Source organism: Flavobacterium sp. Flavsp81 (assembly GCF_059491325.1).
In genome coordinates this window covers 3,045,529-3,064,969 of record NZ_CP168505.1, presented here as the reverse complement: position 1 = coordinate 3,064,969, position 19,441 = coordinate 3,045,529, and the positions used below count along the sequence as shown (strand labels likewise).

Sequence of the window (19,441 nt, the reverse complement as noted above, 5' to 3'; positions counted from 1 at the left end):
GTCTGCCTATTTTTTAAAGTGTACAAATGGTTATACGTAAAGAGTATCGAAAAAGTTACAAATAAGTGAAAATAATTTTAATTTATTTGTTTTTTTAAAACGAAAAACCCCAATTCATTTAATTGAATTGGGGTTCTCTATGAATAAACCTTTAGTAAACTAAGATCTGATTACTCTTTTTTCTCCTCACGCGGAGGTCTTGGAAGAAGTGCTTTTCTTGATACTTTTTCTTTTCTTGTTTTTGGATCCAAACCAAGATATTTAACCTGGAATACATCACCCATATTAACAACATCAGTAACGTTTTCAGTACGTTCCCAAGCTAGCTCAGATACGTGAAGCAATACTTCATTTCCTGGTGCAGCAGTATATTCTACTACAGCTCCAAAATCAAGCATTTTAATTACTTTAACTTCGTAAGCTTCTCCCATTTGAGGCTTGAAAGTGATAGATTGGATTTTTGCCAGTACCGCTTCAATTCCTGCTGGATCTGTACCTAAGATTTCGATAACCCCTTCTTCATTTACTTCGTTAATAACGATAGTAGTTCCTGTAGCTTTTTGTAATTCCTGAATTACTTTTCCACCAGGTCCAATCAACGCTCCAATAAAGTTGCCAGGAATGGTTCTGGTGATGATTTTTGGAGAATGTGCTTTTACATCTGCATTTGGTTTTGCAAGAGTTTCAAGTAATTTTCCTAAAATATGCAAACGTCCATCACGAGCCTGAGCTAAAGCCTGCTCCATGATTTCGTATTTCAACCCGTCAATTTTGATGTCCATTTGACAAGCTGTAATGCCTTCTGAAGTTCCCGTTACCTTGAAATCCATATCTCCTAAATGATCTTCATCACCTAAAATATCAGATAAAACCGCAAAACGATCACCATCAGTAATTAATCCCATTGCAATTCCGGAAACCGGGCGAATCATTTGAATACCGGCATCCATTAAGGCTAATGTTCCTGCACAAACTGTAGCCATAGAAGATGATCCGTTTGATTCCAATACTTCAGAAACTACTCTGATAGTGTATGGATTTTCAGCAGGAATCATATTTTTTAATGCTCTTTGTGCTAAGTTTCCGTGTCCAACTTCTCTTCTTGAAGTTCCTCTTAAAGGACGGGCTTCTCCTGTAGAAAATGGAGGAAAGTTATAGTGTAAATAGAATTTTTCTTCTCCTTGTTCAGATGGTGAATCAATTTGGTTTGCTTCTCTGGAAGTTCCTAAAGTTGCTGTTGCCAAAGCTTGAGTTTCTCCACGTGTAAACAATGCCGAACCGTGAACAGATGGTAAATAATCTACTTCACACCAGATTGGTCTGATTTCTGTAGTTTTTCTTCCGTCAAGACGAGTTCCTAAATCTAAAGTTACATTACGAACAGCTTCTTTATTGGTTTTGTAGAAGTATTTACCAACTAAATCTCCATTTTCTGCCAATTCTTCTTCTGTAAACAATGCTTTTACTTCTTCTTTTACAGCATCAAATGCAGCTGAACGTTCGTGTTTAGCCGAACCTTTACTTGCAATAGCGTAAATTTTATCATAAGCTGCTGCTTTTACTTTTGCGTAAATAGCATCGTCTGTTTTTTCAGTTTCATAAGTGCGAACTTCTTTTTTTCCAAAAGCAGCTGCCAATCTTTCCTGGGCAGCAATTTGTACTTTAATATGTTCGTGAGCGAATTTAATTGCTTCTAACATTTCAGCTTCTGAAATTTCTTTCATTTCTCCTTCTACCATAGCGATAGAATCTGTTGAAGCTCCAATCATCATGTCGATATCAGACAATTCTAATTGAGCACGAGATGGATTGATGATAAATTTACCGTCAATTCTTCCTACTCTGGCTTCAGAAATTAAAGTTTCAAAAGGAATGTCAGACAAAGCAAGTGCTGCCGAAGCTGCTAACCCTGCCAATGCATCCGGCATAACTTCATCATCATGAGACATTAACTGAATCATAACCTGAACTTCTGCATGATAATCACTTGGGAAAAGCGGACGCAATACACGGTCAACTAATCTCATTGTTAATACTTCGCTATCACTTGGACGCGCTTCTCTTTTGAAGAAACCTCCAGGAAAACGACCTGCTGCTGCAAATTTTTCACGATAGTCTACCGTTAATGGTAAAAAATCGATACCCGGACTTGCTTTTCTTGCGGAAACAACTGTACCTAAAATAACAGTTTTTCCAATTCTTACTACTACAGAACCATCAGCTTGTTTGGCTAAACGTCCTGTCTCGATTGTGATGCTTCTGCCATCACCTAAATCGATTTTTTCTACAAATAATTGTGGAATCATAAATTTTTTCCTTTTTGGTTATAAATGGGTTTTAGTTGTGTTGTAGTTGTTGTGTGTAGTTGTTGTTCTAAAACCCAATGAAAAACCAAACTTTTTTTAGTGTAAAATGCTTGTAATGTAAAAACAAAAAGAGGCACTCTCGCACCTCTTTTTTATATTGATTATTTTCTGATATTCAATACTTTGATAATCTCACGATATCTGTTGATCTCTTTCTTTTTCAAGTAATCCAACAAAGATCTTCTTTTACCTACTAACAGTACAAGTGAACGCTCAGTGTTGTAATCGTGACGATTTTTTTTCAAGTGCTCAGTTAAGTGTGAAATTCTGTAAGTGAACAATGCAATCTGACCTTCTGCGCTTCCAGTGTTTGTTGCACCACCGTGTTGTGCGAAAATCTCTTCTTTCTTTTCTTTAGTTAAATACATTCCAATATTATTTAATGATTTTTATGTATGTCATACATCTTTTGTAAGACGGGTGCAAAAATACATCTTTTTTTGGAAAAAATAAATATAAAGATTGAAAATTTTATCGATTAGACAATTTAGCTTTAAAATATTCCTTTTTTAATCTTTTTGAGACTGGTTTTTTAGAACTCTTTAGTAACCTCTTGATTTACAAATTCTAAATCGTTAATTCCCATAAACGGATTTATTACGTAACTGTCAATTAACAAGGAAGAGTTATCTCTGAAAGTTTTTATAAGCTTATTTTTTATTTAAAGAAGTATAAGAACTCTTTACATTGTTTTCGTCTATACTTACTCCTGAAACCAGATTTCCCTGATCATAATTATTGGTAAATGTAATTTTGCGTGCAGTATCATTTCCTCGCCAGATACCTTGCTTCAAACCATTTTTAATAACTCCTTTTTCTGTTACGGATTTGTCCTTGTCTTCATATTCTCCATTTCCGTTAGCTACAGTTTGATTTTTATTTTCATCCCAAAAATTAAGAATTAATGTTTGAGATTTTTTTGTTTTCGGATCCCAGAAATTCTGTTTCTCAAATTTTTTAGTTTGGTTTTCGTACCAATTTAATTCTTTGCCCACTTTATGATCTTCAGAATAATTAACAACAGATTCCTTTGATCCGTTTTTATAATAGTAAATAAATTCCCCGTCTCTTTTCAAAACATCTCTGTCTAAGGTTGTACCTGTCATTTTCTTTCTTCCGTTTTTGTAAAAATCAGTAACAACATATCTGACGCTTTTTTGAGAATAGTTGGTAATTATTCGTGTGTAGCTATAGTTTTCGGGTTTTGCTTCACGATTTAACGAATCAAGAAAAATTTTTTTCGAGACCATGTTAATTTGTGCAAATAGATTAGCTGAAATTAGAAAGAGAAATATTATGAAGATGCTTTTTTTCATCTTATCTATTTTTATTATAAAAATAGGGCTTTTAGAATAATTTAGCAACCTCTTGATTTACAAATTCTAAAAATCGCTCGTCAGCTTCTGTGAAGGGATCTATAACGTGACTGTCAATATCAATCTGACCAATGTTTTTCCCGTTAACAAATAAAGGGACTACAATTTCTGACTTTACTGTAAAACTGCATGCAATATAATTATCCTGGGCAGCAACATCAGGAACTACAAAATTCGCATTACTTTCTGCAACCTGACCGCAAATCCCTTTTCCAAAAGGAATTACAGTATGGTCTGTTTCGGCACCTATATATGGACCCAAATGTAAAGTTTTGTTCTCATGATTGGCAAAATAGAAGCCTACCCAGTTGTAATATTGTACATTTTCGTTCAATAATCGGCAAATAGCCAACAGCTTTTCATCTCTGTTGTTATTTGTATCAGCTACAATAGTGCTTATTTTTGGTTGTAATTCCTGAAATGTCATAATATGAAAATTTTATGTAAAAGTATTTAAAGCTAAACTCAAAAAATACATAAATTTGAAAAAAAAATCTCTTGAAAAAATATTTAGTACAATTTAAGCCATTCCTTATTTTTATAGGTACTTTTTTCGTTGCCTATATTTTGCTGACAGTAGTTTATAAGTTCTATTTAAACAGTTTTGCTGCGAATGATATTGATGGCATAACAAATATCGTTGGCTGGAATGTTGATTGCTTAATGCGTATGTTTAATCGTGATATCTTAATTCAGAAAAGTTTATCAGGCCCATATTTGGAAGTTTGGTATAATAAATATTTCATTTTGAGAATCGTTGAAGGCTGCAATGCTATAAGCATCATTATTTTATTTATTTCTTTTGTGATTGCTTTTTCAGGAAAATTTAAAACCACATTGCTTTTTATTTTGTCAGGAGTTCTTTTTATTTATCTTATAAACGTGATTAGAATTGCCTTATTGACAGTTTTATTATTTCGTTATCCTGAAAAAGAACATATTTTGCATGGAGTTCTTTTTCCTTTAATTATTTATGGACTGGTCTTTATCTTATGGGTTATATGGGTAAATAAATTTTCTAAATATGCTAAATAAAATCAGAGAGCATAAATTCAGAATTATAATTGCAGTATTTATTGTAATCTGCCTAGGAGGTGTGAGGGCTTTTGAAAAGGAACTGTTTTATGACCCTTTTTTGATTTATTTTGATTCGGATTTTAAAAGTTTACCTTTTCCGGAGGTTGATTCTTTTAAACTTTTTGGAGGGCTTTTATTTCGGTATGTTTTAAATGGAATTTTATCAGTAGCCCTTATTTATACTTTATTTAAGGATGCTGAAATTGTTAAATTTACGGTACTCATGTATCTGTTTTTTTTAGTGATACTTTTCGGAATATTTTTTTTAACCTTTAAATGTTATTCTGACGGGAGCTGGTTTCTTTTTTATGTTCGAAGATTTATAATTCAACCCATATTTGTCTTATTATTTATCCCGGCTTTTTATTATCAGCAGCAAAATCAAAAAAAATAACTTTTTATTACATGTTTTTTGAAGCTTTTTTAGATAATTTTGCAGTATGAATTTAAAAAAATGCACTGGATTATTTTTAGCGTTCCTGTTGTTGGTTTCCAACATTGGGTTTGTTTTTGATGTGCATTATTGTGGAGGAAAAATTGCATCAGTATCTTTAAATGCAACAGCTTCAGTTTCTCATGAAAAAAAATGTTGCGGTATATCTGAAAAAAAATCATCTTGTTGCAAAGACAAAGTAGTTCATTTTGGGAAAAAATCTGATGATGTTACCTTAAAGATATTCTTTTTTCAAATTCCTTTCCACGCAGTAATTCAGGAATTTAAACCAATTGCTTTTCTTGGAATTCCGAATTTCAAAAGCAATCAAATTATTTCGTATTGTTCTGATGCGAATGCGCCCCCATTATTTAAGTTATACAATCAATATATTTTTTACTCCTGATTTTAATATTTAGAATCAAGCTATAATTAAATTATGGCTTGTATATGCTATTTCTATAATTTCTTTTTAGTTAAGGATTTCAAGAAACAGTTTCTAATAATATTAAAATCTTTTTTTATGCAAAAAAATATAATGCTTTTTGTTCTGTTTTTGCTTTCTATTTCGTTGTTTTCACAAGAAAATCTGGAGGAAGTAAAAGTTACAAAAAAGCAAAAAGGACTTAAGAAATCCTATACACTTACAGCTAACACAACTGTAATTACAAGTAAAGAATTACTAAAAGCGGCTTGTTGTAACCTGGCTGAAAGCTTCGAAACAAACCCATCAATTGATGTGAATTTTTCAGATGCCTTAACAGGTACAAAACAAATAAAAATGCTGGGATTAACAAGTCCGTATTTAATGATTACTGAAGAAAATATTCCTTCGGTTCGTGGAGCTTCGCAGGCTTACGGATTATCATTTACACCCGGAACCTGGATAGAAAGTGTTCAGATAACTAAAGGAGCCGGAAGTGTTATTAATGGTTATGAAAGTATTTCGGGACAAATAAATACTGAGCTTTTAAAACCTTTAAGTGATATTCCATTTTTTTTGAATGTCTACGGATCCACTGATTCCCGTTTTGAACTGAATACACATTTCAATAAAAAATTATCTGATAAATGGGCAACGAGCCTGTTTCTTCACGGGAATACCCGTGTAGCAAAGAACGATATGAATAATGACGGTTTTTTGGACAATCCGTTAGGGAAACAAATCAATATTTTAAACCGATATCAATATTATGATTCGGAAAGTGGTTTGGTTAGTTTTATCAATTTCAGATATATGAATGATAAAAAACAAACTGGAGAAGTTGATTTTGATAAAAGCAGAGACAAAGGAACAACTAATTACTGGGGCTCAGAAATCAATACCGAACGGTTTGATGTGTCGACTAAAATTGGTTACGTTTTTCCGGATATGCCGTATCAAAGTATTGGCTTTCAGAATGCTTTTAATAGTCATAATCAGGAATCTTACTTTGGATTAAACCAGTATAATATTAAACAAAACAGTTATTATTCGAATTTAATTTTTAATTCGATTATCAATAATACAATGCATAAATTCACAACGGGTTTAAATTTTACTTACGATCAATATCAGGAACTGGTGAATGTAAATGATTATAACCGAATCGATAATTCGGTTGGGGCATTCTTTGAATACACGTATGACAACACAGATAATTTCAGTTTAATTCTCGGTGGAAGAATCGATAATCATAACCGATTAGGATTTTTTGTAACACCACGCCTGCACATGCGATATAACCCGTGGAAAGATGGAGTACTTCGTTTTTCCGCAGGAAGAGGAAAACGTTCTGCTAATATTTTTGCTGAAAATCAACAGCTTTTTGCAAGCTCCAGAACTTTTTCGATTTTAGATAATAATGGAAAAATTTATGGATTGAATCCTGAAATTGCCTGGAATTATGGTTTGAGTTTTTCTCAGAAATTTAAACTTTTTAATAAAAATGCAGAAGCAGGTTTTGATTTCTATCGAACCGATTTTCAAAATCAGGCGGTTGTCGATTTGATGCAAAGCCCTCAGAAAGTTTTGTTCTATAATTTAAAAGGGAATTCATTTGCAAATAGTTTACAGGTTGAGTTTAACTATGAGTTGATCCATAATCTGAATTTGCGAACAGCGTACAAATATTATGATATTCAGACTGATTATTTAAGAGGTACTTTTCAGCGTCCATTACAGGCCAAGCATCGTTTTTTAGGAAATCTTGAATATGAAACCAATTTGAATAATAACCGACAATGGAAATTTGATTATACTTTTAACTGGTCAGGAAAACAACAATTGCCCTATACGGCTTCAAATTCTTCAGAAGATCAATTTTCTGATTTTTCGCCTTCATATGCTGTAATGAATGTTCAGGTTACACGAATTTTTTCGCCTGTTTTTGAAGTCTATATTGGAGGAGAAAATATAGGTAATTATAAACAGCAAAAAGCTATTTTGGGTTCTGATGATCCATTTGGCCCTAACTTTGATGCTTCAATAGTATATGCGCCAATTTTTGGGCAAATGTATTATGCAGGATTACGATTTAAAATAAAATAAATACAATATCAATTTCAAAAATCAATTACAATAACACTAAATATTTAACAAAATGAAATCAGCGATTCACGAATACAAAAAAAGCAATATAAAGAGCATGAGTAAAAATATGATCATAACATTCGTATTAGTAACTTTTTTAGGACTTTCGGCGCAAGCTCAAACTAAAAAAAACAAGAATTTAAAATACACTACAGAAGTAAACGGTAATTGTGAACAATGTAAAAAGCGAATTGAAAAAGCAGCTTATGGAGTTCCAGGTGTAAAAACTGCCAATTGGGATATTAGTTCGCATCAATTATCTGTGATTTTGAACGAAGAAAAATCATCACCGGCTGATTTAAATAAAGCAATTGCCAAAGTCGGACATGATACAAAAGAGATAAAGGCAGCTCAGACAGATTATGATAATTTGCACAGTTGTTGTAAATACGAAAGAGATTAATAATCCAGAGCCCAGGTTTGACAAACCTGGGCTTTTTTAATAGTTAATTTATCTTTAAAATACCGTATTTTATTGTGGTTAAAGTAAATTATTGTTACTTTCACCAACTATAAATGTAACCCAACCATTTTATGAATAATTTTGATTGGTCTCAATTAATTAACCCTGAATTTTATATTACTTTAAGTATCGGAGGTTTTCAAATTGGTCTTTTTATCGTCTTGTTTATTGTTTTTGCTGAGACAGGACTTTTTGCAGGTTTTTTTCTACCAGGTGATAGTTTGCTTTTTTTAGCAGGGATTTACAGTCGTGACTTAATTCAGAATGTTTTTTATATTCCAAGTGATTTTTTAAATGTGCTTTTGCTTTCAATTGCTGTAGCAATAATGGGAGTCTTAGGTAATATGACAGGATATTGGTTTGGCGCAAAAAGTGGTTACTATTTATTTAAAAAAGAAGATACTTTCTGGTTCAAAAAGAAATACCTTTTACAATCGAAGGATTTCTTCGAAAAGTATGGAGGTAAAGCAATTATTTATGCAAGGTTTTTACCAATTTTCAGAACATTTGCTCCAATTATTGCAGGTATAGTTTCAATGGATAAAAAGAAATTTATGTTTTTCAATGTTTTGAGTTCCTTCTTATGGTCTTTTATATTGATTTTCTCCGGACACTACTTATACGGCGTGTTTTTAAAACAAGGAATTGATTTGAAACAACATATTGAATATATTATTGTTATCATTGTAATCATTTCGACATTCCCTGTTTTGTTAAAACTTTTAAAGAAAAGACCGATTGAAAAAATATAGTTTTTAATTTATTGAAAACTAAAAATTAAATGTTTCCGAAAAGATTAAAAATAGATTTGGTAAAACGCGTTGTAGTAACATTGCTTTTTTCTTCAACAGTTTCATAGTATGAAAAACCTAAAATAATTTTAATTCCGGGAGGAATACTGTTTAAAATATCCCTTTTTTGATCGTCTAAAAGTAATTTTAAACCTGAAATTAGCTGTGCGTTGCATTTTAAATAAGATACAATTAACAGGGTTGAAAAATTTAGAACCTCACGGGCTGTTTCACTTTTTATACCTACCTCATTCGAAATCATTTCGGTAATTCTGGCTTTTTTATTAGTGAAAATCTGTTCTAAAAATGAATTTCCTTCTAATTTGTAATTTTCATCAACAGATAAAATTCGGGCAGAAGCAAAATCGATTTCTTTATAAAATACTGAATTTTGGACAAGTTCAGTCATTTCTTCTAATGATTTTTCATCAAAATTATTGTAACATCCCATTAAAACAGTTCCTAAGGAAACATCAATTGCTTTGATAAGCAATGCGTCATTTTCGTAATAGAATTTGTTTAACTTAGAAATAACATTTGAAGAAATAAAGCGGCGTAGTTCAATTTGTAGATTTGGGGTCATAATTGGATACTGGATTAATTAATATTTCGCTATAAATAATCGATTAAATGTACTGTTTTATCGTTTATCGGGATAAAAATATAAAATATATTAACATATCCAAAAATAAAGTTAAATATTTTGGTTCGTGTATTTTTACAATTTAACAAGCAGAAAAGCATATATTCAATAAATATAACTGCTTAGTACTCAAAAGAGAGCAGTAATCGATTAAAAAATATTTTTCACTTTCTGACAGAGATTTTAAAAAATAAGAAAAAGCTTAAATTTAGTAGAGGGAATTAAAACAAAAAACCTTTATTTTGCCAAATAATATTGAGAAAAAGTCCTAAAAAAACAATGCAAAATAAGAAATTTACAAAACTTGACGCTAAAAAACCAAGCAGCGATCCTGTTGCTGCTTTTAACGCTCTTTTGTGATTTTTTGAATCATAAATCAGTTCCCCTATAAACGCTCCAACAAAAGGTCCAATAATGACTCCAAACGGGATAGGAGCCAGAATTCCAATTATCAGACCAATGTTAGTTCCCCAAACTCCGTAAGAACTGCCTCCAAAACGTTTTGTTCCTTTTGCCGGGATTGTATAATCTAAAATTGTAATAACAACCGTAATTATAAAAGTAACACCTAAAACCCAGTAATTATTTTCAACTGCTTTTGTCAGATACAGTAATAATAAACCAACCCAACAACTGGATAAACCCGGTAAAACAGGCATGAAACTGCCAAAAACACCAACAATCATGCATATAAAACCTAATAATACCAATAGTAAATCCATAATATTTTTTGTAAATTTGAGATTAGTGCTCTATTAGAACAGTATTTATAAAAGTAATAAGAAAAAGTTGTAATTTCTATATCAGGAAAATTGATGTCCGTTTTTTTGAAAAAAATATTACACTGGTCTTTTCTAGGAGAATAGATTTCTGAGATACTAAAGTTTCCAAAAATATATATCGTATTTTTATACCATAATAATTTAGTCAATCAACATTAAAATTTTGAAACAGTTTTTTTTCTTTTTAGTTTTTTTAGTTTTTAATTCTTGTCAATATTTTGATAAGCAGGTTCCTTCTGAAAAAGTATTACTTCAAAAAGAATTAAAATCGATCAACTGGAATGAAGTTGATGAATATCCATCAGTTGCAGATTGTGAAAAGGTTAGTGACAAAAAGCAGCGCCAACAATGTTTTTTTGAGGTTATGTCAAAACTTATTCAAGAAAAACTGGATCTTGATACACTTTCTATTTTATATCCGGAATTAGATACTATAGAAGTTAAGGTGACTGTATTTCCAAACTCTACGATGAAATTCGAACCGCTATTTCCTAAAGATTCCGTGGCTTACGATACTATAAAAATAGACAGCATCCTACACGCCCGTTTAGTTGATTTTCCAAAAGTAAATCCTGCCATAAAACGCGGAATTCCGGTAAAAACACAATTTGTTCTGCCTGTAATCCTCAAAGAAAAAAGCAATAAATAAATTTAAATCTTAAATTGCATCTGTATGATGAGGAGCTGTTTCCAGCTGTCCGCTATATCTTTTTATTTTTAAAGAAAAAATAAAAAGAATGACGCTTCCATCCGGGCTAGGGCTTTTAGTTTCACAAGAATCATATATTTTCAAATATTGATGAATTTGGAGTTTTAAAAGAATCAAATCTTAAAACGTCGTTCCTTCCATTCATAAGAACCAAATAAGCTATACAAGGCTACTGTGCTGCTAAAAAACGGATATAGCAAACTGCTTAAAATCAAGTATTTTATTCGGTTATTTTTCAAAAGTTGATTTGTAATATAAAGTAATATAAAATCAACGACAAACTTCAAAAAAGTAAATAAGGCTAAAAGATGCCAGGACCAGATTCCAAAAAGGAAAAATACAAACCCAATCACAAAAGACAAGTTCCCGAAGAAAACAATTAATCCTGACAATTTGCCAAAATTGCTTTGATAGGAACTCGTTTTAGCTGCCCAGCGCACTCTTTGGTGAAATAATGATTTCCAATCATGAGTTGGCTTTGTGTTGACAATCGATTCTTTGGCTTTTAAATAATGAACTTCATTTGGGAATAGATTTGCCGCTTTTTGCAGTAAAAAAACATCATCACCGCTGGCAATTTTATTGTTTCCTTCAAAACCGTTTAATTTTTCGAACAATGATTTCTTGTAAGCAAAATTAGCCCCGTTGCACATAAAAGCCTTTTTGACTCCAAAACTTCCGATTGTTGCGCCTTGCAGACTCGTGAGATCTAATTGTTGAAAATGATGTAAAAAAGAATTTTCACAATCATAACTAACTGCTCCGGCAAGCATAGAAACCTGATTTTCCTGAATATAATTATCAAAAGTCAACAGCCAATTTTCAGGTACTATACAATCGGCATCTGTTGTAATAACCCAATTGGTGTTTACGTATTTCATCGCAGTCGAAATAGCATCTTTTTTTGGAGAAGACGAAATCCGGATATTGTCAATTATTCTGACCTGAAATTTAAAATTTGAAATCTGAAATTTCTCATGAGAATCATCATCAACCAAAACTACTTCAAACAAATTCATTGGGTAATTCAGCTTAGAAAAACTAATTAAAAGGTGAGGTAAATTCTCTGCTTCATTTCTAAACGGAACTATAATTGTGAAGTTGGTTTGGGGTTCTAAGCTGTTTTGTTGATATTTTTTTACTTTGGTAAAACCATAAATAAGTAAACCAATTGTAATTACGTAAATTTTTAATATGAGGAACAACACCAAACTCATTTTGCAGTTTTCGTTTTAAAATTCAACACATAATAACTTCCAAAAATAACTGGGAGAACAACATTTAAAAACCACATTAAAGTCGAGATAAAAACCACAATCCATTCGTTTACACCTAAAATTTTGAAGAAATAAATAGCAACACTTCCTTTTACTGCAAAATCCAGAAATTGAAAGGTAGGTAATGACGAAGCTAAAAAGTAAACTGTCGCAATAGTAGCAATTAAGGTAAAATAAGGCAAATCAACATCAAAAGCCAAAAACAAAAAGTAATACTGATGTGAGAAAACCAAATAACGACAAATGCCCAAAAGTATATTTTTTTGATGAATTGGTTTCGGTATTTGATTAATCTTATAAAGGAGCTTTTCTATCGAATAACCTTTAATTTTTATCTTTTTTAAAAAGAAAGAAAATAGAAAAAAGAAAATAGATATCCCGATTATTGCTAATACCCATTTCCAATATCCGAGTATCAACAAGCCAATTGTTCCGAAGACAACCGTTAAAATCATTTGAATTCCATTGCAGATCAAATTCAAAAAAACGACTTTTTTAGTCTCTGATTTTTGAAAATAAAGTGCTTTTCCGGCGTATTCTCCAACTCCATTTGGTGTAAAAATTCCCGCAGTTAAAGCAGCCAGAACCTGTTTCGTGGCTTCGCCTAAAGATATTGGGTGAATGACTTTGGCCAAATTCTGCCATTTCAAAATTTCGAAATACCGATTTAAAATACTTAAAAGCAATATGAAACCAATTCCTAAAACCGACTGATTTTTACGAAATACGGTTGTGAATTTTTGCCAGTCCAGTTTATCGTTATTCGCCAATTGATTATAAATAAAATAAAATGCACCACCAACAATCAAAAGTTTGACCAGAAGAACGAGGAATTGTTTAGCTTTGTGAGGAATTGAAATCATGCTGCAAAGTAAAGGAAAAACTATTACACAGAGTCACGCGAAGGTCCACAGAGTTTCGCAAAGATTTAATTATATAATAGAAAATAAAACCTTGTGAATCTTTGGATTTTCTTCGTGAATCTTCGTGTAATAAAAAATGACAAAAGAACGCATCATATTAGGTATCGACCCCGGAACAACAATCATGGGTTTTGGATTGATTAAAATAATCAATAAAAAAATGGAATTTTTGCAGCTAAACGAATTGCAATTATCCAAATATGACAATCATTACCAAAAATTAAAAATCATTTTTGAGCGTACCATTGAATTAATCGATACACATCATCCTGACGAAATTGCGATTGAAGCACCGTTTTTTGGCAAAAATGTACAGTCGATGCTGAAGTTAGGTCGTGCACAGGGTGTTGCAATGGCAGCGGGACTTTCAAGAGATATTCCGATTACCGAATACGAACCCAAAAAGATAAAAATGGCGATCACCGGAAACGGAAATGCCAGTAAAGAACAAGTTGCAAAAATGCTGCAACAGCTCTTAGGTTTAAAAGAATTACCTAAAAATCTCGATTCAACAGATGGTTTGGCAGCAGCAGTTTGTCATTTTTTCAACTCCGGGAAAGTGGTGGGTGCCAAAAGTTATACTGGTTGGGATGCTTTTGTGAAACAGAATGAGGATAAGGTTAGAAAATGAGATAATGTGTCAATTAGAAAATTTGATAATCCTTGAATTGATATTTTATGAAAAAACATTCAATATTCTTTTAATTTTTGCATTCTCTGATTGACCAATTATGATATTTTCTAATTTTCTAATTGACACATTTTCTAATTAAAAAAAATGAGCGGTATCTACATCCATATCCCTTTTTGTAAACAGGCTTGTCATTATTGTGACTTTCATTTTTCGACTTCAATGAAGAAGAAAGACGAAATGGTTTTGGCTTTGGCCAAAGAAATTAGAATGCGTAAAAATGAGTTTGAAAGTGATGTCATGGAAACCATTTATTTTGGCGGAGGAACACCTTCTGTTTTAAGCAACGAAGAAATAAACTTTTTAATTTCTGAAGTTTATAAAAATTATAACGTTTCAGAAAATCCTGAAATTACGCTTGAAGCCAATCCTGATGACTTATCTTCAGAACGAATTTTAGAATTATCCAAAAGTCCGATAAATCGTCTTAGTATCGGAATTCAGTCTTTTTATGAAGAAGATCTGAAGATGATGAATCGTGCTCATAATTCGGCGGAAGCCATAAAATGTTTAGAAGAAGCAACCAAATATTTCGATAATATTTCACTCGATTTAATTTATGGAATTCCGGGATTAACTGATGAAATGTGGAAGCAGAATATTGAAACAGCCTTAAGTTTCGGAATTCCGCATATTTCAAGCTATGCTCTGACGGTTGAGCCTAAAACTGCTTTAAAAAAACTGATTGATACAGGGAAAATTGCTGAACCACAAGACGAAGTGGCTTCGAATCATTTTATGATTTTGGTTGATACGCTTCAAAAAAACAGTTTTATTCATTACGAATTATCTAATTTTGGTAAAGAAAATTATTTCTCTAAAAATAATTCGGCATATTGGCTTGGCAAAAAATATATCGGAATTGGCCCTTCGGCACATAGTTACGATGGCGAAAAACGAGGTTGGAATGTAGCAAATAATTCACTTTACCTGAAATCTATTCAGAATGATATCCCGCCAATAGAAACAGAAATATTATCAAAATCAGATCGTTATAACGAATATATTATGACGGGGTTACGAACTATTTGGGGTGTTTCTTTAGAAAGAATAGAAAATGAGTTTGGTTCTGAATATTTAGAGTATCTGAATAAACAAACACAGAAATTCTTAAATGACGAATTGGTTTATATTTCAGATAATATTTTAAGACCAACTGCAAAAGGAAAATTTTTGACTGATGGAATAGCAAGTGATTTGTTTTATCTAAATTTGGAATAGGTTTTTGCCAAAAGTGTACTAAGGAAGAAAAATTAAACAGAATTGTGAAAGCTACGATACAATATAAAAATCAAATATTTGAAATTGACTTATCAAAACCTATTGATATTTCGATTCCATTAACGAATACTGATGAAAATCCGATTGCCTGGTATATTGAAAAACCGGTTATTGAACCTGTAGTTTTTGGAGACTGGATCGGGAAAGTTTCTGAAGGCAAATCATCAACGAATTTTAATAATATTTTTTTCAATCCACACGGGCACGGAACGCACACCGAATGTTTAGGGCATATTACAAATGATTTTTACAGTATTAACCAATCTTTAAAAAAGTTTTTCTTTTTAGCAAGATTAATTACTGTTGAACCTGAAACAATCGGAGAAGACCTGGTTATTACTAAAGATCAAATTCAAAAAACAATGAGCATTTCGACTTCGCTCAATGTGGCAACGGTTGGTATTACAGTTGAAGCTTTAATCATTAGGACACTTCCGAATCAAAAAGAAAAGAAGTCAAGAAAATATTCGAATATAAATCCGCCTTATTTGTCTGAAGAAGCTGCAATTTTCATTCGCGAAAGCGAAATCCAGCATTTATTAATCGATTTGCCAAGTGTTGACAAAGAACATGACGAAGGAAAATTATTAGCACATAAGGCTTTTTGGAATGTAAAAGACACACTTCATTTAAATCCTGAAGCACGGTTAAGTGCAACAATTACTGAAATGATTTTTGTTCCTGAAGAAATTGAAGATGGAGATTATTTACTGAATCTGCAAATCGCTTCATTTGAGAATGATGCGAGTCCGTCAAAACCTGTTTTATATAAAATATGATTACTGTTTCTACCGATAAAAGCAAACTGAATGTTCCGTTTATTCAGCATTTTTTAAAAGATATTTATTGGGCTGCGGGACGTACAATAGAAGAAGTGCAGAGAACAATTGATGCTTCAGTTTGCTTTGGAATTTATCTTGATGACAAACAAATTGGCTTTGCCCGCGTAATAACCGACTATGTAGTTTTTGGTTATGTTATGGATGTTTTTATTGCCGAAGAACATCGAGGAAAAGGTTATTCGTCTATTTTAATTGAAAATATGATGAATGAACCACAGTTAAAAGAAATTAAAATCTGGAGATTGGCAACGACCGATGCTCATTTTTTATATAAGAAATTTGGATTTACGGCTTTAAATCATCCTGAAAAAATAATGGAAAAAATAGTGAAATGAAAACAGTTATCAAATTAGAAGAATTAGGTTTGTTTATTCTCGGAATCTATTTATTTAGTCTCCTGAACTATCAATGGTGGTGGTTTCTTGTCTTAATTTTAGTTCCGGACTTATCGATGTTTGGTTATGTAATTAACACTAAAACCGGAGCATTTTCATATAATTTATTTCATCACAGGGGAGTAGCCGTTTTGATTTATATTTTAGGCTGTTATCTAAGGTTTGAAATTGTTCAGTTAATTGGAATAATTTTATTTTCACATGCAGCTATGGATCGTATTTTTGGCTATGGCTTAAAATATGAAACAGGTTTTAAATACACTCATCTTGGCGAGATTGGTAAAAAATAAGTTTTATAATATGCCCTACCATTTATTCTCTTTGTAATACTAATTGTGGATATTTAAAAATTGAATAAAAAAAATAAATTTTAAGTTATGAATTTAGAAACTTTTTACGAATATTGCCTTTCGAAAAAAGGAGTTACTGAACATTTTCCGTTTGATGAAGATACTTTAGTGTTTAAGGTTGGAGGGAAAATGTTCGCTTTATCTTCCTTATCGCAATGGGAAAAAAAGGAACCTTCTGTCAATCTGAAGTGTGATCCGGAACGTGCTCAGGAATTAAGAGCCGAGTATGAAGAAATAAAGCCGGGATTCCATATGAGTAAGGTTCACTGGAATACGGTAGCTTTAAACGGAAATTTGCCAACAGGTTTTATAAAAGAATTGATAGATCATTCCTATGAATTGGTTTTCAAAAGTTTGACCAAGAAAATTCAGAATGAAATTATCGAATTAGAAAATTAGGCATTACATTTGTAGAGTAAGACAACAAATTTAGCAACTCAGTTACAGTGTAACTTAGCAACTTATAAAAACATGAAAGAACAATTTAAAAAATTTCTGAACGAGGAACAAGACCCAAAAGCTATTGAGAAAATCACTTCAAAACTCAATGATTTATTGATGAAAAATGAAGAAATTGGATACATTGCGGTTCAGAAAAAACCAGCAATTACTGTTTTTCCGGATAGTATTATCTTAACAAATAAAAGAATTATCATCTGTAAGCCTAAAAATCTTGGGCTTTCTATGGATTTTACAGATTATACCTGGGATGATATTGCAGCCACTTTTGTAAAGGAAAATATTTTAGGTTCTGAATTTTCATTTAGCACCAATACAGATTTGTCTATTTCCATAGATTATATTCCAAAAATTCAGGCGAGAAAAATATATACCTATGCAAAAGAGCAATTGGATTTACTTAAAAATCCTGAAACCGGAACAATTGCTCCTGCTCCTGAGGTTGTAAACTCAATTGAAACAGAAATTGATGATGATGTAGAAGAATTTGAAACAGAAGAAGTAACAAACTTTGCCGAAATATTGCCGGCAACAACTTCTTATGAAACGTTTGAACCAATTCAGCAAACTCAAACTTTGACAGGTGAACGTAAATTAAGTGAATTATCAAAAGAAGAGCTTTTTGATAAATTGCAGAATTATAAAAAGTTACTCGATAACGGTTTGATTCTTCAAGGAGAATATGATACTTACAAAAAAGAAATTTTAAGTTATATGTAAAAAAAAATCCGAAGTTAACTTCGGATTTTTTTTTACATAATTTTAGGCTACCATTCATTTACTTTATTAGCATCCATTTTTAAGAAGATAAATAATAAAATTGTAAATCCCCATAACCCTGAGCCTCCATAAGAAAAGAAGGGAAGAGGCACTCCAATTGTTGGGAAAATACCAATAACCATTGCTATATTAACAAAAAAGTGGATGAACAAAATTCCGGCAACACAGTATCCATATACTCTGCTAAATTTTGTTTTTTGTCTTTCGGCAAGATAAATTACTCTTAAAAGCAATCCAACAAAAAGCGCAATAACGATAAATGATCCTGCAAAACCCCATTCTTCACCAACAGTTGTAAAAATATAATCAGTATGTTGTTCCGGTACAAATCCTCCTTTTGTTTGTGTTCCTTCTAAAAAACCTTTTCCAATCCATCCGCCGGAACCAACTGCAATTTCAGATTGGTTGGTGTTGTATCCGATCCCTTTCATATCTACACTTTTTCCAAGCAAAATATTAAAACGATCACGGTGATGTTGTTTAAAAACATTTTCAAATACATAATTTACTGAGAAAACAAAAGCAGAAACTATGGCAAGGATAATTGAGCTTAAAATAATGTTTCTGTCTACAACGCGTCCTTTAAAATGTATTATTACCAATACCAGCAATGCGAGCAGAATTACTACATATGGTTCTAAAATAAGCGTTAAAACAAATAATAAAATAGTTATAAAACCGGTCCAGACATACCATGAAGGCAATCCCTCTCTATACAGAACAATAATGAAAATACTGTAAATTAAGGCGCTTCCAGGATCCGGCTGCGGTAAAATTAAAATTACAGGGAGAAATATTATTGCAAGCGCCTGAATTTGTCGGTTAACTTCCTTAAGATTAATCTGTGTATCACTTAGATATTTGGCCAGGGCCAGCGAAGTAGCCGCTTTAGCAAATTCTGAAGGCTGCAAAGTAAAGCTTCCGATAGCATACCAGCATCTTTGTCCGGCAATAGTTTTTCCGAAAAGAAATAAACCTGCAAGTGATAATAATGAGACTCCGAAAATAATACTTGCATATTTTTCGTAGAATTTTCCATCTACAAATAAGACAATAAAAATTAACGGTATAGTACAGGCTATAAAAATAAGCTGTTTTTCATAAGTTCCTTCAGTAGAGGACAACGAAGAGGAATAGATGTTTAACCACCCCAGAATTACCAGAACACTGTAGATAATAACACTTATCCAATCAATATTTTTTTTTACACTTTGATTTTTCATTTGAAATA

The 19,441-nt window shown here is 31.9% G+C and carries 23 protein-coding genes; 14 read left to right on the top strand and 9 right to left on the bottom strand.

Going from position 1 to position 19,441, the window contains the following annotated elements:
• Positions 1-170: 170 nt before the first annotated feature.
• The 4 genes from ACEN92_RS12830 to ACEN92_RS12815 form a co-directional block, all read right to left on the bottom strand.
• A complete protein-coding gene (locus ACEN92_RS12830; protein ID WP_495638758.1) occupies positions 171-2,306 on the bottom strand; it encodes a polyribonucleotide nucleotidyltransferase in 2,136 nt (711 codons plus the stop codon).
• 161 nt (positions 2,307-2,467) lie between these two features.
• Positions 2,468-2,734, bottom strand: a complete 267-nt coding sequence (rpsO, locus tag ACEN92_RS12825; protein ID WP_042566099.1) for a 30S ribosomal protein S15 — start codon at positions 2,732-2,734, stop codon at positions 2,468-2,470.
• A 282-nt stretch (positions 2,735-3,016) separates the two neighbouring features.
• Positions 3,017-3,616: a toxin-antitoxin system YwqK family antitoxin gene (locus tag ACEN92_RS12820; RefSeq protein WP_495638757.1), complete on the bottom strand. Its 600-nt coding sequence runs from the start codon at positions 3,614-3,616 to the stop codon at positions 3,017-3,019.
• A gap of 97 nt (positions 3,617-3,713) precedes the next feature.
• Positions 3,714-4,169, bottom strand: a complete 456-nt coding sequence (locus ACEN92_RS12815) for a GAF domain-containing protein (RefSeq protein ID WP_495638756.1) — start codon at positions 4,167-4,169, stop codon at positions 3,714-3,716.
• A gap of 71 nt (positions 4,170-4,240) precedes the next feature.
• Here ACEN92_RS12815 and xrtF point away from each other — a divergent pair, with 71 nt between their 5' ends.
• The 6 genes from xrtF to ACEN92_RS12785 all read left to right on the top strand — a co-directional run bounded on the left by xrtF (position 4,241) and on the right by ACEN92_RS12785 (position 9,039).
• Positions 4,241-4,777, top strand: coding sequence for an exosortase family protein XrtF (gene xrtF, locus ACEN92_RS12810; RefSeq protein WP_495638755.1), 537 nt, complete (start codon positions 4,241-4,243; stop codon positions 4,775-4,777).
• On the top strand, positions 4,767-5,213 hold the full coding sequence (locus ACEN92_RS12805) for an exosortase F system-associated membrane protein (protein ID WP_495638754.1): 447 nt from the start codon (positions 4,767-4,769) through the stop codon (positions 5,211-5,213). The genes xrtF and ACEN92_RS12805 overlap by 11 nt, the downstream gene beginning before the upstream one ends.
• 46 nt (positions 5,214-5,259) lie before the next feature.
• Positions 5,260-5,658, top strand: a complete 399-nt coding sequence (locus tag ACEN92_RS12800; protein WP_495638753.1) for an HYC_CC_PP family protein — start codon at positions 5,260-5,262, stop codon at positions 5,656-5,658.
• Positions 5,659-5,775: 117 nt separating this feature from the next.
• A complete protein-coding gene (locus tag ACEN92_RS12795; RefSeq protein ID WP_495638752.1) occupies positions 5,776-7,782 on the top strand; it encodes a TonB-dependent receptor plug domain-containing protein in 2,007 nt (668 codons plus the stop codon).
• Positions 7,783-7,879: 97 nt separating this feature from the next.
• Positions 7,880-8,227: a heavy-metal-associated domain-containing protein gene (locus ACEN92_RS12790; protein WP_495642343.1), complete on the top strand. Its 348-nt coding sequence runs from the start codon at positions 7,880-7,882 to the stop codon at positions 8,225-8,227.
• Between the two features lie 131 nt (positions 8,228-8,358).
• A complete protein-coding gene (locus ACEN92_RS12785; RefSeq protein WP_495638751.1) occupies positions 8,359-9,039 on the top strand; it encodes a DedA family protein in 681 nt (226 codons plus the stop codon).
• 25 nt (positions 9,040-9,064) lie between these two features.
• On the opposite strand, the gene ACEN92_RS12780 is transcribed toward ACEN92_RS12785, so the two are convergent.
• Both ACEN92_RS12780 and ACEN92_RS12775 read right to left on the bottom strand, forming a co-directional pair.
• Positions 9,065-9,661 (bottom strand): DUF937 domain-containing protein, encoded by a 597-nt coding sequence (locus ACEN92_RS12780; protein ID WP_495638750.1) that lies wholly within the window; start codon positions 9,659-9,661, stop codon positions 9,065-9,067.
• A gap of 281 nt (positions 9,662-9,942) precedes the next feature.
• Positions 9,943-10,443 carry a DUF456 domain-containing protein gene (locus ACEN92_RS12775; protein ID WP_495638749.1) on the bottom strand — a complete coding sequence of 167 codons (501 nt, stop codon included), beginning with the start codon at positions 10,441-10,443 and terminating at the stop codon, positions 9,943-9,945.
• 223 nt (positions 10,444-10,666) lie between these two features.
• Here ACEN92_RS12775 and ACEN92_RS12770 point away from each other — a divergent pair, with 223 nt between their 5' ends.
• A complete protein-coding gene (locus tag ACEN92_RS12770) occupies positions 10,667-11,152 on the top strand; it encodes a hypothetical protein (RefSeq protein WP_495638748.1) in 486 nt (161 codons plus the stop codon).
• A gap of 173 nt (positions 11,153-11,325) precedes the next feature.
• Here ACEN92_RS12770 and ACEN92_RS12765 read toward each other — a convergent pair whose 3' ends face one another.
• Together ACEN92_RS12765 and ACEN92_RS12760 are read right to left on the bottom strand one after the other, a co-directional pair.
• A complete protein-coding gene (locus ACEN92_RS12765; protein ID WP_495638747.1) occupies positions 11,326-12,429 on the bottom strand; it encodes a glycosyltransferase family 2 protein in 1,104 nt (367 codons plus the stop codon).
• Positions 12,426-13,352: a hypothetical protein gene (locus tag ACEN92_RS12760; RefSeq protein ID WP_495638746.1), complete on the bottom strand. Its 927-nt coding sequence runs from the start codon at positions 13,350-13,352 to the stop codon at positions 12,426-12,428. Before ACEN92_RS12760 ends, ACEN92_RS12765 begins: the two co-directional genes overlap by 4 nt.
• 136 nt (positions 13,353-13,488) lie before the next feature.
• Here ACEN92_RS12760 and ruvC point away from each other — a divergent pair, with 136 nt between their 5' ends.
• From ruvC to ACEN92_RS12725, 7 genes are all read left to right on the top strand, one after another.
• Positions 13,489-14,043 (top strand): crossover junction endodeoxyribonuclease RuvC, encoded by a 555-nt coding sequence (ruvC, locus tag ACEN92_RS12755; protein ID WP_495638745.1) that lies wholly within the window; start codon positions 13,489-13,491, stop codon positions 14,041-14,043.
• 147 nt (positions 14,044-14,190) lie between these two features.
• On the top strand, positions 14,191-15,324 hold the full coding sequence (gene hemW, locus ACEN92_RS12750; RefSeq protein ID WP_495638744.1) for a radical SAM family heme chaperone HemW: 1,134 nt from the start codon (positions 14,191-14,193) through the stop codon (positions 15,322-15,324).
• Between the two features lie 44 nt (positions 15,325-15,368).
• Positions 15,369-16,163 carry a cyclase family protein gene (locus ACEN92_RS12745; RefSeq protein WP_495638743.1) on the top strand — a complete coding sequence of 265 codons (795 nt, stop codon included), beginning with the start codon at positions 15,369-15,371 and terminating at the stop codon, positions 16,161-16,163.
• Entirely contained in the window at positions 16,160-16,561 is a 402-nt protein-coding gene (locus tag ACEN92_RS12740; RefSeq protein WP_495638742.1) for a GNAT family N-acetyltransferase, read from the top strand. The genes ACEN92_RS12745 and ACEN92_RS12740 overlap by 4 nt, the downstream gene beginning before the upstream one ends.
• Positions 16,558-16,911 carry a DUF4260 domain-containing protein gene (locus ACEN92_RS12735; RefSeq protein ID WP_495638741.1) on the top strand — a complete coding sequence of 118 codons (354 nt, stop codon included), beginning with the start codon at positions 16,558-16,560 and terminating at the stop codon, positions 16,909-16,911. Before ACEN92_RS12740 ends, ACEN92_RS12735 begins: the two co-directional genes overlap by 4 nt.
• An 87-nt stretch (positions 16,912-16,998) precedes the next feature.
• The gene (locus ACEN92_RS12730; RefSeq protein WP_495638740.1) at positions 16,999-17,370 is read left to right on the top strand and encodes an MmcQ/YjbR family DNA-binding protein; all 372 of its coding nucleotides are present in this window, start codon (positions 16,999-17,001) and stop codon (positions 17,368-17,370) included.
• Positions 17,371-17,442: 72 nt separating this feature from the next.
• Entirely contained in the window at positions 17,443-18,150 is a 708-nt protein-coding gene (locus ACEN92_RS12725) for a PH domain-containing protein (RefSeq protein WP_495638739.1), read from the top strand.
• A 47-nt stretch (positions 18,151-18,197) separates the two neighbouring features.
• Here ACEN92_RS12725 and rodA read toward each other — a convergent pair whose 3' ends face one another.
• Positions 18,198-19,433: a rod shape-determining protein RodA gene (gene rodA / locus ACEN92_RS12720; protein WP_495638738.1), complete on the bottom strand. Its 1,236-nt coding sequence runs from the start codon at positions 19,431-19,433 to the stop codon at positions 18,198-18,200.
• Positions 19,434-19,441: the final 8 nt, after the last annotated feature.